Source organism: Kribbella sp. WER1 (assembly GCF_054189145.1).
This window is the reverse complement of the sequence record NZ_CM135186.1, coordinates 1143542-1157713: the sequence shown is the minus strand read 5'-3', so window position 1 is coordinate 1157713 and position 14172 is coordinate 1143542. Positions and strand designations below refer to the sequence as shown.

Below are 14172 nucleotides of genomic sequence, written 5' to 3'. Positions count from 1 at the left end.
GCCGCCCAGCGATCAGAGTGGTTTGACCCGGAAGGTGCTGTTGGTGAGGAGGTCAGCCGCCTCGTACGCCGCCTTCCGGATGCCCTTGCGTTCGTCGAAGAACCCGCCGACGACACCGACGCCCGGGAGTTTGCCGATGAACCGGGCGCCGAGGCTGCCGCGCGGCCGCTCCTCGAACACGTCGCTGAGCCCGCCGAACAGCTTGCTGAGCCGCCAGACCAGCCGGACGCCCTTGCGCAGGCCCATGTCGGTCGACACCTCGTCCAGCCCGAGCTGCTCGGCGACGTCGTCGCCCGCGACCACCGGGTCGTCGTACTTGAGCACCTCGTCCGGTGTGATCGGGCGATCGGTCAGCACCCGGATGATGACCGCCGTACGGTCGGCGTGCGCCTCGACGCCGTACTCACGGCAGACCGCGCCGATCACCATCGCCTGCACCGCCGCGCCGAGGGTGTCCTTCATCGGCAGCCGATCCGCCGCTGCACCGCTGAGCCGGGGGAGTCCGGCGACGATCGCGGCGAATCCGCCGAGGCGCTCGACCCACCAGTCGCAGCGTTTGGCGAGCGGAAGTGTCGGCCATTCCTCGTGCCCCGGGACCTTCATCTGGAGCAGCCTGTCGATCGCGAGGATCAGGCCCTTCTCGGCGAGGTTCGGCTTCTCCTGCTCGGAGTACTCGGTCAGGTAGCTGCGGATGCCGAACGGGTCCTGGGTGCGGAGCGCGTCGAGGACGTAGTCGATCCCGAGCTCGACCCGGCTGATCGCCAGGACGAGCGCGGAATCGGGTACGTCGGGCCGGTCTGTCACGCCCGCAAGGGTAGAGATCCGCTGGGTCAGTACGTTCAGCCCACGAAGGCGACCGTGTTGCCGTCCAGGTCGCGCACGATGAAGTCCGTGCCGCCCCAGGCTTGCTTGGTGAGCTTCTGGGTCAGCTCGACGTCCGTCGCGAGGTACTCGGCGTACAACTCCTTGATGTTGCGAGCTTCGACGAAGGCCATGATGAGCGCTTCCTCGTGCGCGGCGTCTGCGGTGAGCACCGGCTCATGCACGAACCGCAAGTGCAAGGTTGCGTCGTCGCGCGACACCGAGCCGTAGAACGGCGGGTGTCCGTGCAGAAAGTCGATACGGAAACCGAGGCGATCGCGATAGAACTCGGCGGCCGCCTGTACATCGCGAACGAACAGCACCGGCCGCGCGGCGCCGAGGAGGACAGGCTTCGGTTCCTCGGGCGGGCGTGGCGAGGCGTCCTCGACGGCCGCCCGCAGCGCGGCCCAGCTGTCGTAGCCCGCCTCGAGCGCGATGATCTCCTGCGCTTCTGTGAGCTTGAAGTTCAGCGCGAGCGATTCGTGATCGGTCAGATCGCGGTATCGCGGCAGCTGACGGATGCGGCCGCCGACGGCGTAGTTGCCGTCGCGGTGCCAGCGCAAGAGTTGCTTGGCCTGCTTCTTGTACGTTTCGAGTACGGGCATGACGTCACTCCTAGGTTGATCTGGAGTGGGTGGGCCTTGCCCTTTCGGCGTCCGCGCCGTTGCGCCCCGGACTTAGAGACTAAGTTCGCGCGTTCCGACGAATCTAGCACGACGGATGGCCTCGCAGTGCCCGTTGCAACCACTAGGACCGAGCTTCGGCGTGTCAGTTGTGATTCGAACACGTGTTCGGGATACCTTGGTCCCCGGAAGGTGCTCGGGCGGCTGAGTTGTCCACAGATTCGAAGTGGCGACGAAAACTGTCGGAGGCAACGAATACCTTCTCTGGCGACAACGAAAGTTCCTTCGGGCGGCCGGCCGGCGGCCCTGGATTATCAGATGGGTCAGGTGGCAGTCACATGGCGAGTGCAGCGAGCGCGACGAGCGCGGAGCGTGCGGCGGCCGATCGCGAGAAGGCGCTTGCGACCGCGCTCACGCAGATCGAGCGGCAGTGTGGCAAGGGTGCGGTCATGCGCCTCGGCGAGCAGGGCAAGGCGCCGATCGAGATCATTCCGACGGGTTCGATCGCGCTCGACATCGCGCTCGGGATCGGCGGTCTGCCGCGCGGTCGTGTGGTGGAGATCTACGGCCCGGAATCCTCCGGTAAGACGACGGTCGCGCTGCACGCGGTGGCGAACGCTCAGCGGGCCGGCGGGATCGCCGCCTTCATCGACGCCGAGCACGCCCTCGACCCGGAGTACGCGCGGAAGCTCGGCGTCGACACCGACGCCCTGCTGGTCTCGCAGCCGGACTCCGGTGAGCAGGCCCTGGAGATCGCCGACATGCTGGTCCGCTCCGGCGCGATCGACATCGTCGTGATCGACTCGGTGGCCGCGCTGGTGCCGCGCGCCGAGATCGAGGGCGAGATGGGCGACAGCCACGTCGGTCTGCAGGCGCGACTGATGAGCCAGGCGCTGCGGAAGATGACCGGTGCGGTCAACGGCACCGGGACGACGGCGATCTTCATCAACCAGCTGCGCGAGAAGATCGGCGTCATGTTCGGTTCGCCGGAGACCACGACCGGTGGTCGCGCGCTGAAGTTCTACGCGTCGGTGCGGCTGGACGTGCGCCGGATCGAGTCGCTCAAGGACGGTACCGACGTGGTCGGTAACCGCACCCGCGTCAAGGTCGTGAAGAACAAGGTGGCCCCGCCGTTCAAGCAGGCTGAGTTCGACATCATCTACGGCCAGGGCATCAGCCGCGAGGGCAGCCTGCTCGACCTCGGCGTGGAGCAGGGCTTCGTCCGCAAGGCCGGCGCCTGGTTCACGTACGAGAGCGACCAGCTCGGCCAGGGCCGGGAGAACGCGCGGAACTTCCTCCGCGACAACCCCGACCTGGCGAACGAGCTGGAGAAGAAGATCAAGGAGAAGATGGGCATCGGTCCGACCCTGGACCAGCCGGCCGACGAGGCCGCGGCCGAGGTCGATGTCGACTTCTGATCGACCCTCCGCGGGCGGCAGCGTCCCCCGGCAGCCCACCGCTGCCGAGGACGCCGCCCCCGCGGCGCTGTCCTTACCTCACGACGAACGCCTCGCCCTGGCCCGCAAACTCCTGGCCGAAGGCGAGTCCGCGACACCCACTGCGGGTCAGCCCGCAGACGGCCCGTCGTACCGACGTACAACATCACGACGCATAGCCGAGCAACGCAGTACGCCCGCATCGAACGATGGCCGGGGCCGCTCGCGCACACGCGGTCGTGGTGCGGACCGCGACGAGTTCGAAGAAGATCCCGACTCGACCACAACCCGCCGCCGCCCCGGCTCCATCCGTCGAACTATCGGTACGGTCGACCCCTGGGACGAGCCCTCAGAGCCAACAAGCTCCCAAGACAGCCGTCGAGACACCCCATCTCAGGCGCTGCGCGAGGAACCAGCCGATGGCCAACCGGCGAGCCGACGCACCACAAAGGGTCCAGCCCCAAAGGTTGTCGACCCATGGGGCAACGAAGACGAGCAAATAGCCCGAACCTTCAGGACCCAGGCTGCCAACCGCCTGGCCGAAGCCCGCGCCTTCGCCGACGACGAACCGTTCTCGCCCATTGACGACGCGTCCTCGTCACCAACCGAACACACACCCTCGTCACTAACCGAAGACGCATCTTCGTCGTCAGCCGAAGACGCATCTTCGTCGTCAGCCGATGACGCAGCCCTCCCGCACGCCGACGAGACCTCCGTCCTGCAGGCAGACGAGTCACTCGCCGCGCAGTCGGACCCCGCATCCCGCACGCCGACCGATGCCGCCCCGTCCTTGCGCGCCGGCCGCGATCGCGGTACGCCACCAGACGTTCATTCCGCTGAAGCCGAGCCCGCGCACAGCCCACCGCCTCGACCCGCGCCCAGATCCAAAGCCACGCGTGCACCCGAGACGACGGCTAAGAATGCGAGCACGTCGGCGACCACGAGCGCGCTCGCAACCGAGCCGACGTCTGCGGCTGGCTCGACGTCTGCGGCTGAGCCCGAGTCGGCGATTGAGCCCACGCCTGCGACCGAGCCTGCGTCGGCGACCAAGCGCACCCGTCCAGCCAAGCCCGCGTCTGCAGCCGAACCCGTGCCTGCAGCCGAGTCCGAGCTGGCGACCGGGTCCGCGCCTTCAACTAAGCCTGCGCCTGCGGCGGAACCCGCGCTGGCGGCCGACTTCGCGCCTTCAACTAAGCCTGCGCCTGCGGCCGAGCCCGCGCTGGCGATCGACCCCTTAGCTACAACCGGGTCGGTGTCGGGGAACGAGGCCGCGCTACCTGGTACGGCTGGAGCAGGTCGGCGCAGGCGGCCGGTGGAACGTGAGCGGTCGTCGGCAACATCCGAGGCCGGCCTGGCAGATTCTGCTTCGTTTGATCCGTGGGCGGATCCAGACGATCGTGCCGACACCGCTGAACCGCCGGCCCGCGGCCGCAAGCGTTCGTCCGACGCGCCTCGCGACGACAGCGAACCGTCGCCGGCCCAGGCTGACGTGCGGCAAACCCGCCGCGAGCAGGACCGTGACGTGCAGGACCGTGACGTGCAGGACCGTGGTGCGCGGGACCGTGGTGCGCGGGGTATCGGTCCGCGAGGCCTTGTGGGGCAGCGCCGCGGTGCGGCGGATGATCTTGTGTCGGATGGTGTGGGGTCGGATGCGGCGGGAGCGCTGTTTGACCCGTGGGGTGATTCGGGCGACCCGGCCGGGGTGGGTGGGAGTCCGTCCACCTCAGGTGGTGTGCGCCGTTCTCGGGCGGAGACTTCTGCAGCTGCCGGGGGTGCGTCCCGTGGTGGGCGTGACGAGGACCAGAGCGGGTCCACACGTCGGGCATCTATTGACCAGGCCAGCTCGCGCGGCGACCGTACTTCGGCGACTTCGGCGACTTCGGCGACTTCGGCGACTTCGGCGACTTCGGCGGGTTCGGGGCGGCGGCGTCGGGGTGCGGGTGGGGGGTTTGGGCGGTCGCGGAAGCGGCGGGATGGTGAGCCGGGGGTGGTGGATCCGGGGGTGGATCAGGATGCGGATCCGTATTCGGTGGCTCGGACGATCTTGCTGGACAAGTTGACGGGGCAGCCGCGGACGCGGGCCGAGTTGGCTGATGTGCTGGCGGATCGGGAGATTCCGGACGAGGTGGCCGATGAGGTGCTGGATCGGTTTGTCGAGGTCGGGTTGATCGATGATGCGGCGTTTGCGAATGCTTGGGTGGAGTCGCGGCATCGTGGGCGCGGGCTGGGGAGGCGCGCGCTGGCGCAGGAGCTTTGGCGGCGTGGGGTGGATGACCAGTTGGCGCGGGATGCGCTTGAGGAGCTTGATTCCGAGCAGGAGGAGCAGACGGCTCGGGAGCTGGTGCGGAAGAAGTTGCGGTCGATGCGTTCGCTGGAACGGCAGGTGGCGATGCGACGGCTGCTGGGGATGCTTGCGCGCAAGGGGTATCCGGGCGGGATGGCGATGAGCATCGTGAAGCAGGAGCTTGATGCTAGTCATGAGGAGTTCCCGCTGCTGGACTCGTCTGGGTTGGAAGCCGAGTAGTCGGTCGCGGTGGGTTGGCGGGTGGTCGCGATCGCCTGTGAGGATTGCCGTCGCCCATGGGATTGGTGTTGCCCGTTGGGATCGGTGTCGACGAGAGGGCTTGCCGTTGCGGGTGTACGTCGCCCGCGCGGACCCGGACGTAGTGCGCCTCCTCGGCGCGGTCGAGCGGGTAGATCAGTTCGAAGGTGTGGTGCCGGCGAGGGGCGTGAACGTCGCGGTGGTCAGGCTCGTCCCGGTGTGGCGGTTCACGTGCACGCCTGGGTTGTCTGCTGCTCCGTCGGGGCTGACTGCAGTCGCTCCTGAGGTTGGTGGGACTTCACGATGGCGTCGTCTGGTGCGCTTGGTCGGTCGCGGTCAGTCTTAGGAGGTTGGGCGCATGCTGCGCATGCTGCGCCGGTTGCCCGGTTGCCCGGTTGCCCGGTTGCCCGGATGCGGTTGAGAGGGTGTTGCGCCCGGTCCAGTACGCGGTGAGGGCGTGCCGGAGGTGGTGCTGCGTGGGTGGCGTCGGCGTTCTGCGGAAGCAGACTGTGGGTGTGGGGGCGTCTGCGCTCGCTTGGTGCGTGCGGCGGGGGTGTTGTGGCGATTCTTGCGTGGGGCAACGGGCGTGCGTTGCTCGGCTTTTGCGTGTGGGAGGGAGTCGTGGGCGTTGGGTCCGGCGGGCTCCGGGGAGGTGGGGGCGGTGGATGCGGTGCGGGGTGTGGTTGGGGTTGGGGACAGGTTGGCGGGTGGTGGGTAGGTGGTTCGGGTACCTGGTGGGCAGTTGTTTGGATGTGTGGGGCTCTAGCTCGTTCGGGAGGTGTGGCTGGGGTGGAGGAGGAGCGAGGGAAGGGGCGATTGGTGAGTGGAGATGGGCGGGTTGTTGTTCGGGTGGGGGTTGAGGGGGATCGGGTGGGGATTCGGGGGTTGTTGGGGGAGTTGCATGGGGGTGGGGTTGAGGGGGTGACGTTGCCGGTGGTTCGGCAGGAGGGGCGGACGTTTGTGGCGGTTGAGGGGGATGCGGTGATCGGGGTGGTGGTGGGGACGTTTGTGGATTACGGGCGTGAGCCGTACGGGACCGTTGAGGAGTTGGTGGTTTCGGCGGGGTCGCGTGGGGTTGGGGTCGGGTCAGCGTTGCTGGATGAGTGTCGTGGGTGGTTGGCGGGGTGTGGGGGCTGAGGTGGTGTTTGTTTCGGCGGTGGGGGAGGTAGCGGCGGAGTTCTATGAGCGGGCGGGGTTTGTCCGGTGTGTTGGGTCGTGGTTGTGGGGGCGGGCGGCGGTGGGGCGGGGGTAGCTTGTGGGGATGGTGAGTTTGGAGGACGTGGAGCGGCTGGTTGGGCTTCTGCCGGAGACCGAGGAGACGGTTAAGTACGGGCGGCAGACGTGGGCGGTCGGGGGTAAGGGGTACGCGTGGGTGCGGCCGTTCAGTAAGGCTGACTTGAAGCGGTTCGGGGAGGAGACGCCGCCGGAGGGGCCGATTCTGGCGTTGACGGTGGAGGATCTAGCGGACAAGGAGGCTGTGCTCGCGGCGCGGGCGGGGGACGGGTTCTTCACGATTCCGCATTTCGACGGGTACGCGGCGGTGCTGGTTCAGCTCGACAAGGTGTCGGAGCGGGTACTGGAGGAGGCGCTGCTGGACGCTTGGCTGGTGCATGCGCCGGCGGCGGTCGCGAAGGCTCACCTGGGGCGGAGTTAGAGCGTTCGGGCGGGGTCGGGTTACGGAGCGTTATGGGGGTTGGGGGAGCGGGGTGCGGCGAGGGGCGTTGACGGGTGCGGCGTGACGGTGTGTTATCCGAGGTAGGACCGGTATTTGGGCTGGTCCGTAGGCTGTGATTTTCCGTCGATCCGCCCCAGACACCGCGGAGGGTGCAATGAACGATTTCCAGGAACAGGCGAAGAACTGGCTCCGGAATGTCGTCAAGCAGAACCCGGACAAGATCAAGGCCGGGGTCGAGAAGGCAGGCGACCTGATCGACAAGCAGACCGGCGGGAAGTACGCGGACAAGGTCGACGCGGTCCAGCAGAAGGTCGGCAGCTTCGTAGACCAGCAGGGCGACGAAGCGAGCGCACAGCCAGCGGAATCCGACACCACCACCCAGGCCTCCCAGGCGGAGCCGGAGGCCCCGAGTTCCGCGCAGGAATCCCCGGAGGCGCCGTCGGCCGGCGCCGATCCGACCACGTCCGAGCCGAAGGCTTAGTCAGGGCAGGAGCGTGATCCGACTCGCCTGGGCGGACGCAGCCGCGGGCGGGTCGGCCACTCCCCGGGATCACCCGGCCGGGGAGCAGACCATGGTGTGAGGTGGTCCGGTGGGAGATCCGAGGGGTGGGGCGTGAGTGTCCGTCTTGACCGGGTGGTAGGGCGCGCTTAGCCTCGGCATCAGGAAGGGATGATCCACCGGTTCGGTGGCGGACATGAGACGGTGGGCCGGTGACACGGCCGGCCGGACTAGAACGCAATCACGCTCGACGGAGCTGAAGGAAGGGCGACGGTGCCGGTGTGGGCCGTCGGATAGGCAGTGTTGCTGGAGTGCCGCGCGTAGGGCCTGGATGGGCCGGCGGGCGGAGGTCCTCGTTCCCGGGAGCGGGACGGACGGTGCTGTTGCTGTCCAGAACGTGTCGGCGGACGGAGGTTCGCGGACCGTGAGTACAGCATCGGGAAGAGCGCCCACCACCCGCAGCCGAGCCGAACCACCGGCGGGTCAGTCGTACCCGTGATGCCGCCGTACCTGCGGATTCCCTTCGACCGATGGCCACAGTCCCGTGCCGGGACTCGAAGGAGAGGGGAGACGCCGATGACCGCGATGTCGGTTGGCCTGGCCCTGATCGGACTGCTGATCGCCGGACTGCTGGCCTGGATCGGCCTCACTCTCTCCCGCCGGAAGGCTGTCGACACCGCCACTGCCCACCACGAGGTCGAGGCCGCGGCGGAGCAGGTTCGCCGGCAGGCCGAGGAGGACGCGGCGGTACTGCGGTCCCGCGCGGAGACGGCGGAGCAGCGTGCCGAGGAGGTTCGGCGTACGGCGGAGGACCGGGCGTCGGAGGTACGGCGGGAAGCGGAGCAGCGGGCGTCCGACGTACGCCGGGAGGCCGAGGCGGAGGCGCAGTCGATCCGGGACGACCTGCGCGAGCAGCGCCTCGAGATGGAGCGCCGCGACCACCGGCTGACCGAACGCGAGGAGCGGCTCGACGAGCAGCACCGGGCGATCGAGGAGCGGCAGACCGAGCTGACGGCGCAACTGGCCGAACTGGCGCGCCGCGGGCAGGAGATCAAGGACCTGGAGGACGAGCGCCGGCGGATCCTCGAAGGGGTCGCGAACCTGACCGCCGAGCAGGCGAAGTCCGAGCTGGTCGCGGCGATCGAGGACGAGGCGAAGCGGCATGCGCACGCGACCGTCCGCGAGATCGAGCGGCTGGCGCTGGACGAGGGGGAGACGAAGGCGCGCAAGATCATCACCGGCGCGGTGCAGCGGCTCGCGTCCGAGCAGACGAGCGAGTCCGTGGTGTCGGTCGTGCATCTGCCGAGCGACGACATGAAGGGCCGGATCATCGGCCGCGAGGGCCGCAACATCCGGTCGTTCGAGCAGACCACCGGGGTGAACCTGATCATCGACGACACCCCCGAGGCGGTGCTGCTGTCGTGCTTCGATCCGGTACGCCGGGAGACCGCGCGGCTGACGCTGGACTCGCTGGTGCTGGACGGCCGGATCCATCCGAGCCGGATCGAGGAAATCTACGAACGCAGCAAGGGCGAGGTCGCGGAGCTGTGCGAGCGGGCCGCCGAGGACGCGATGGCCGACGTCGGCATCACCGACCTGCACCCGGAGCTGGTCCGGACGATGGGCCTGCTGCGGTACCGCACGTCGTACGGGCAGAACGTCCTCAAGCACCTGGTCGAGTCGGCGCATATCGCCGCGATGATGGCGGCCGAGCTCGGGCTGGATCCGAAGCTGTGCAAGCGCGGGGCGTTCCTGCACGACATCGGGAAGGCGCTGACGCACGAATCCGAGGGCAGTCACGCGATCGTCGGCGCCGAGCTGGCGAAGAAGTACGGCGAGAACGACGACGTCGTGCACTGCATCGAGGCGCACCACAACGAGGTCGAGGTGCGAACCGTCGAGGCGGTGCTCACGCAGGCGGCGGACGCGGTCAGCGGCGGGCGGCCCGGTGCGCGGCGGGAGTCGCTGGAGGCGTACGTGCAGCGGCTCGAACGGCTCGAGGAGATCGCGATGCACCACGATGGTGTCGAGAAGGTGTTCGCGATGCAGGCCGGCCGGGAGATCCGGGTGATGGTGCTGCCGGACGCCGTCGACGACATCGCGGCGCAGGTGATGGCCCGCGACATCGCCAAGCAGGTCGAGGAGGAGCTGACGTATCCCGGTCAGATCCGCGTCACCGTCGTACGGGAGTCCAGGGCTACCGAGGTGGCGAAGTAGCGTACTTCGCCCGCCATGGCGGCGGGGCGAACGGGGCACCGTAGATCCGGGTCTCGTGGGCGATGCGGCCGTCCCGGAACTCGACGACGTTCGCGACGTAGTAGATGTCGCCGTCGTAGTCCGAGCGGCCGAGGACGACGAAGTGGTCGCCGGCGCCGCTGATGCGGAGGATCTGGATCGACGGCGGGTTCGGGTACTCCTGCTGCATGGCGCGCATCAGGTCCCGGCCGACGATGCGTTCGCCGGACTGCGGCATGTCCAGCACGTAGTCGTCCGTGCGGAGATCGTGTTCGGCCTCGGCCGACAGCGCGAGCCGGCCGTCGGCCGGCCAGAGGCGTTCGAGGAGCTCGCGGTTGCGGTCCATGAAGTCATGGTGCACCCGAGAGGCGGTTCGGCCTATCGCTCAGCGTCTTTGTCAGCGGAACGCGGACTGCCCCGTCAGCGCCTGCCCGATCACCAGTTGGTGGACCTCGGACGTGCCTTCGTAGGTGAGCACGGACTCGAGATTGTTGGCGTGCCGCATGATCGGGTACTTGCCGCTGATCCCGTTCGCGGCCAGGATCGTGCGGCACTCGCGGGCGATCGCGATGGCCTCGCGGACGTTGTTGAGCTTGCCGACCGACACCTGCTCGGGCCGCAGCGTGCCCTTCTCCTTCAGGCGGCCGAGGTGGACGGCGAGCAGGATGCCCTTGTTCAGTTCGACGGCCATGTCGGCGAGCTTCGCCTGGGTCAGCTGGTACGCCGTGAGCGGCTTGTCGAACACGATCCGCTCGCCGGCGTACACGACCGCCGTCTGCAGGCAGTCGCGGGCCGCGCCCATGGCGCCGAAGATGATGCCGAAGCGGGCCTCGTTCAGGCAGCCGAGCGGGCCGGACAGACCGCGGGCCCCGGGCAACATCGCGGAGGCCGGGAGACGTACGTCGTCGAGCACCAGCTCGGAGGTGACGGACGCGCGCAGCGACATCTTCTGCTTGATCTCGGGGGCGGAGAAGCCGGGCGTCGAGGTCGGTACGGCGAAGCCGCGGACGCCGTCGTCGGTCCTTGCCCACACGACGGCGACGTCGGCGACGGAACCGTTGGTGATCCACATCTTCGAGCCGTTCAGGATCCAGTCGTCACCGTCGCGGCGGGCGTTGGTGCGCATGCCGCCGGGGTTGGAGCCGAAGTCGGGCTCGGTCAGGCCGAAGCAGCCGATCGCCTCGCCGGCGGACATCTTCGGGAGCCACTCGTTCTTCTGGTCGTCGCTGCCGTACTTCCAGATCGCGTACATCGCGAGCGAGCCCTGCACGGAGACGAGCGAGCGCATGCCGGAGTCGGCCGCCTCGATCTCCAGGCAGGCGAGCCCGTACGCGACCGGGCCGAGGCCGGCGCAGCCGTAACCGGTCAGGTGCATGCCGAGGAAGCCGAGGGCGCCGAGCTCTTTCGCGAGCTCCCGCGCGGGGATCGAGGCGGTCTCGAACCAGTCCGGGAGGCTCGGCCGCAGCCGCTCGTCGGCAAACCGCCGCGCTGCCGCCCGCACGTCGACCTCTTCCGCGGTCAGCAACGAGTCGACATCCACCAGATCCAGAGAAGCACCCATGTGCTCACGCTAGCCGGTGGAAGCGGTGACAGGGTGGTGTGGAAGACCACACGCGCTACTTCAGAATCACCGTGCCGTCGAACGCGTCCAGGTCGGCAAGCGTCTCCTGGTACACCGGCCGCAGCGGCGGAAGCTGGTCGCGCGGGAAGAACCGCGCGTCGCGGGTCTCGTCGGTCTCGCCGAGCAGCGTGCCGCTCCAGCCATCCACCCGGAACACCACCGCGAACATCTGGTGCTCACCGTCGTACGCGTTGGTGAACCAGTACTCCGGACCCGTGTAGAGAGCGATCGGAGTCGCCGCCTCCACGACCAGGCCCGTCTCCTCGCGCACCTCGCGGACCAGCGCGTCCCAGATCGACTCGCCCAGCTCGAGACCTCCGGCGGGCATGACCCAGGTGTCGTCGTCGGAGCGGCGGACGAGGAGTACGTCGCCTGCCGCATTGCGGATCACGGCGCGCGGGCCGGGGGTGATGAGGCGTTGGGTGCCGACGTGTCGGCGGAGGGTGCCGGCGTACGACTGTTCGTAGCTCACTTGCGGTACCAAGGCCACCACCAGTGGCGTTTGCGGGGGTGGCGGACCACGATGCTGCCGTGCCGGGCTTCGCCGGTGACGCGGAGGCGGACGCCGCCGGCGCGGGGCTGGACCGCCTTGTTCTTGGCGCTGCTGTGGACCATGTCGACCTGGTCGATGTCGACGCTCCAGCCTTCGGGGATGACCATCACGACGGAGCTGTGGACGGCGTGGGCGTCGACGTGCACCTCGGCCCAATGGACCAGCGCGTCGGTGAAGTCGAGCTTGACCGAGGAATGCTCCGCGATCGCGGTGAGGCGTTCGGGGACCGTCCAGGCGCCTTCGCGTTTCTGGGCGCTGTGCCGGGCTCGCAGGGTGAGTTCCTGGGCGCTGCCGTGGGCGACCGGGACCAGGTCGGCGGTCGCGTTGCGCAGTTCCAGTTGGGTCTTGGCGGAGTAGATCTGGGTCAGCCGCTCGTCGAGTTCCTGGAAGTCCAGCCGCCCGTCGGTGTGCGCTTCCTGGACCACGGCGGCGGCACGCTCACGGTCGTTGTCGGATGCCCGGTGACCGGGTGGCGGCTGCTCCAGACTCATGCACCCAAAGGTAGCGCCGCATCAGCCGACGAGGGACAGGAAACGACCGACCACCGTCGACCACGTCTTGTCGAGATCCGCGGCGTACCGATCTGCGTCGGCCACCAGTTGCAGAGGGTCGAATCCCAGCGAACGCAGCCGCTCCGGGTCCCACCGGCGTACGCGGGCAGCCGTGACCTCCGGGTGGAACTGCACGCCCCAACTCTGCCCGATCCGCAGCATCTGGTTCGGGCAGCGCTCACTCGACATCAGCAGCACCGCCTCTTCCGGCAGCCGCGTGATCTGGTCCTGATGACTCTCCACGGCCCAGACCGTAGAAGGAAGCCCGGCCAGCAGTACGTCGTCTGCCGCGGCCGGGAGCACCGTCAGCGAGGTCACGCCCTTCTCCGGCAGCCCGTACTTCCCACGGACCTCTCCGCCGAACTCGTGCGCCAGCATCTGCCCACCGAGGCAGATGCCGAGCACAGGCACCCGCCCGTGCGCGTCACGGAGCAACGCACGTTCGGCCGGCAGCCAGGGCGACCGCTCGTCCTCGTCCGGCAGCATCCCGCCGCCGAGCAGGACCAGCGCCGCATGCCCGTCGATGCCCGCGGGTACCGGCTCGCCGTCCCACGCCCGGACGACGACCGGGGTGATCCCACGGGCGTCCATCCAGTCGAGCAGCAGCCCGGGTCCACTCTCGGCGTCGTTCTCGATGATCAAGGCGGTCGTCACGCGGGCAACGGTACGACGGCACACCGACGACTGGCGTACCGGAGTTCCTGTTCCTGGATACTGATGCACTGGGGGTGCCGATGGAGCCAGTCAGTGGATTCGTGCGCGCCGTTGTCGGAGACGTGGCCTTCGTCTTCGGCAAGGGCATGGTGAGCGCGTACCTGCTCGCCCGCCGCAACGGGTGGTCGCGCCCGCAGTTGGACGTGCTGGTGCGCTCGCATGGCCAGTACGTACCCCTGTCCGTCCCGACGGGGACAGTGCCGGTGATCGGGCGGCTGGTCGGGCTGGACGAGATCCGCCCGGCGCCGATGATCACCGTCGAGTTCACCCCGGGCGACACGGGCGCCGAAGCACACCTCACGGCGAACAACCCGGTGCTCATCACGATCACGGACATCAGCCACCGCGAGTACGACGCAGTAATACTGACCACGTCGCTCGGTTCCTCGGCGTACGCACAGCTGCCGCCGGGCTATTACCACGTGTCCGCAGTGGTCATCGACGAGTACGGCGACCTCCTGCAGGGGTACGGCGCTCAGCACAACCTGCACGTGGACAAGGGTGACGACGTGATCGTCTCGCTCTCCGTCAAAACCGCGGGCGTCGCCGAGATCGCCGCCGCGCTGGAGACCGGTCCACAGCCTGCACTGGTCACGCAGACCGGTGACGTCGTACCGCTGCTGGACCTCGTCCGTATCGGGCGTGCACCCGACTGTGACCTCATCCTGGACCGTCAGGAGATCAGCAGGCACCACGCCGAGCTGCTGCGCATCGACGCGACCGGCTACGAGCTCCGGGACCTGGGGTCCACCAATGGGACGCAGGTGAACGGCGTACCGATCCAGACCGCAATGGTGGGCCATGGCGACGAGATCCGGCTCGGGGGGCTCCCGTTCCGCCTGCTGGTGTCCTGACCTGGAAC

Annotated in this window: 14 protein-coding genes; 7 read left to right on the top strand and 7 right to left on the bottom strand. The window is 68.5% G+C overall.

Annotated elements, in window-relative coordinates; genetic code table 11:
* Nucleotides 1-12 precede the first annotated feature (12 nt).
* Both ACXJJ3_RS05715 and ACXJJ3_RS05710 read right to left on the bottom strand, forming a co-directional pair.
* Entirely contained in the window at nucleotides 13-804 is a 792-nt protein-coding gene (locus ACXJJ3_RS05715) for a hypothetical protein (protein ID WP_458168889.1), read from the bottom strand.
* A gap of 35 nt (nucleotides 805-839) precedes the next feature.
* Nucleotides 840-1466 carry a glyoxalase superfamily protein gene (locus ACXJJ3_RS05710; protein WP_458168888.1) on the bottom strand — a complete coding sequence of 209 codons (627 nt, stop codon included), beginning with the start codon at nucleotides 1464-1466 and terminating at the stop codon, nucleotides 840-842.
* Between the two features lie 356 nt (nucleotides 1467-1822).
* Between ACXJJ3_RS05710 and recA the strand changes: the two genes are divergently transcribed.
* From recA to rny, 6 genes are all read left to right on the top strand, one after another.
* Nucleotides 1823-2902, top strand: a complete 1080-nt coding sequence (recA, locus tag ACXJJ3_RS05705; protein WP_344200751.1) for a recombinase RecA — start codon at nucleotides 1823-1825, stop codon at nucleotides 2900-2902.
* 2020 nt (nucleotides 2903-4922) lie between these two features.
* On the top strand, nucleotides 4923-5444 hold the full coding sequence (locus ACXJJ3_RS05700) for a regulatory protein RecX (RefSeq protein ID WP_458168887.1): 522 nt from the start codon (nucleotides 4923-4925) through the stop codon (nucleotides 5442-5444).
* A 768-nt stretch (nucleotides 5445-6212) separates the two neighbouring features.
* The gene (locus tag ACXJJ3_RS05695; RefSeq protein WP_458168886.1) at nucleotides 6213-6599 is read left to right on the top strand and encodes a GNAT family N-acetyltransferase; all 387 of its coding nucleotides are present in this window, start codon (nucleotides 6213-6215) and stop codon (nucleotides 6597-6599) included.
* Between the two features lie 124 nt (nucleotides 6600-6723).
* Nucleotides 6724-7116, top strand: a complete 393-nt coding sequence (locus tag ACXJJ3_RS05690) for an MmcQ/YjbR family DNA-binding protein (RefSeq protein ID WP_458168885.1) — start codon at nucleotides 6724-6726, stop codon at nucleotides 7114-7116.
* Between the two features lie 175 nt (nucleotides 7117-7291).
* On the top strand, nucleotides 7292-7618 hold the full coding sequence (locus tag ACXJJ3_RS05685) for an antitoxin (protein ID WP_458168884.1): 327 nt from the start codon (nucleotides 7292-7294) through the stop codon (nucleotides 7616-7618).
* Between the two features lie 594 nt (nucleotides 7619-8212).
* Nucleotides 8213-9853 carry a ribonuclease Y gene (gene rny, locus ACXJJ3_RS05680; protein WP_458168883.1) on the top strand — a complete coding sequence of 547 codons (1641 nt, stop codon included), beginning with the start codon at nucleotides 8213-8215 and terminating at the stop codon, nucleotides 9851-9853.
* On the opposite strand, the gene ACXJJ3_RS05675 is transcribed toward rny, so the two are convergent.
* Genes ACXJJ3_RS05675 through ACXJJ3_RS05655 form a run of 5 tightly spaced genes read right to left on the bottom strand, consistent with a single transcriptional unit; the run spans nucleotide 9834 to nucleotide 13250 of the window.
* Nucleotides 9834-10217 carry a nuclear transport factor 2 family protein gene (locus ACXJJ3_RS05675; protein WP_458168882.1) on the bottom strand — a complete coding sequence of 128 codons (384 nt, stop codon included), beginning with the start codon at nucleotides 10215-10217 and terminating at the stop codon, nucleotides 9834-9836. The two genes, rny and ACXJJ3_RS05675, sit on opposite strands and share 20 nt — an antisense overlap.
* 51 nt (nucleotides 10218-10268) lie before the next feature.
* The gene (locus tag ACXJJ3_RS05670) at nucleotides 10269-11432 is read right to left on the bottom strand and encodes an acyl-CoA dehydrogenase family protein (protein WP_458168881.1); all 1164 of its coding nucleotides are present in this window, start codon (nucleotides 11430-11432) and stop codon (nucleotides 10269-10271) included.
* Nucleotides 11433-11487: 55 nt separating this feature from the next.
* Nucleotides 11488-11964, bottom strand: coding sequence for an NUDIX domain-containing protein (locus ACXJJ3_RS05665; RefSeq protein WP_458168880.1), 477 nt, complete (start codon nucleotides 11962-11964; stop codon nucleotides 11488-11490).
* On the bottom strand, nucleotides 11961-12536 hold the full coding sequence (locus tag ACXJJ3_RS05660) for a DUF1707 domain-containing protein (RefSeq protein WP_458168879.1): 576 nt from the start codon (nucleotides 12534-12536) through the stop codon (nucleotides 11961-11963). The genes ACXJJ3_RS05665 and ACXJJ3_RS05660 overlap by 4 nt, the downstream gene beginning before the upstream one ends.
* Before the next feature lie 21 nt (nucleotides 12537-12557).
* Complete coding sequence (locus ACXJJ3_RS05655) at nucleotides 12558-13250, bottom strand: type 1 glutamine amidotransferase (protein ID WP_458168878.1); 693 nt, start codon at nucleotides 13248-13250, stop codon at nucleotides 12558-12560.
* Nucleotides 13251-13330: 80 nt separating this feature from the next.
* On the opposite strand from ACXJJ3_RS05655, the gene ACXJJ3_RS05650 reads away from it, so the two are divergent.
* Entirely contained in the window at nucleotides 13331-14164 is an 834-nt protein-coding gene (locus ACXJJ3_RS05650) for an FHA domain-containing protein (RefSeq protein WP_458168877.1), read from the top strand.
* The last annotated feature ends 8 nt before the right edge of the window (nucleotides 14165-14172 follow it).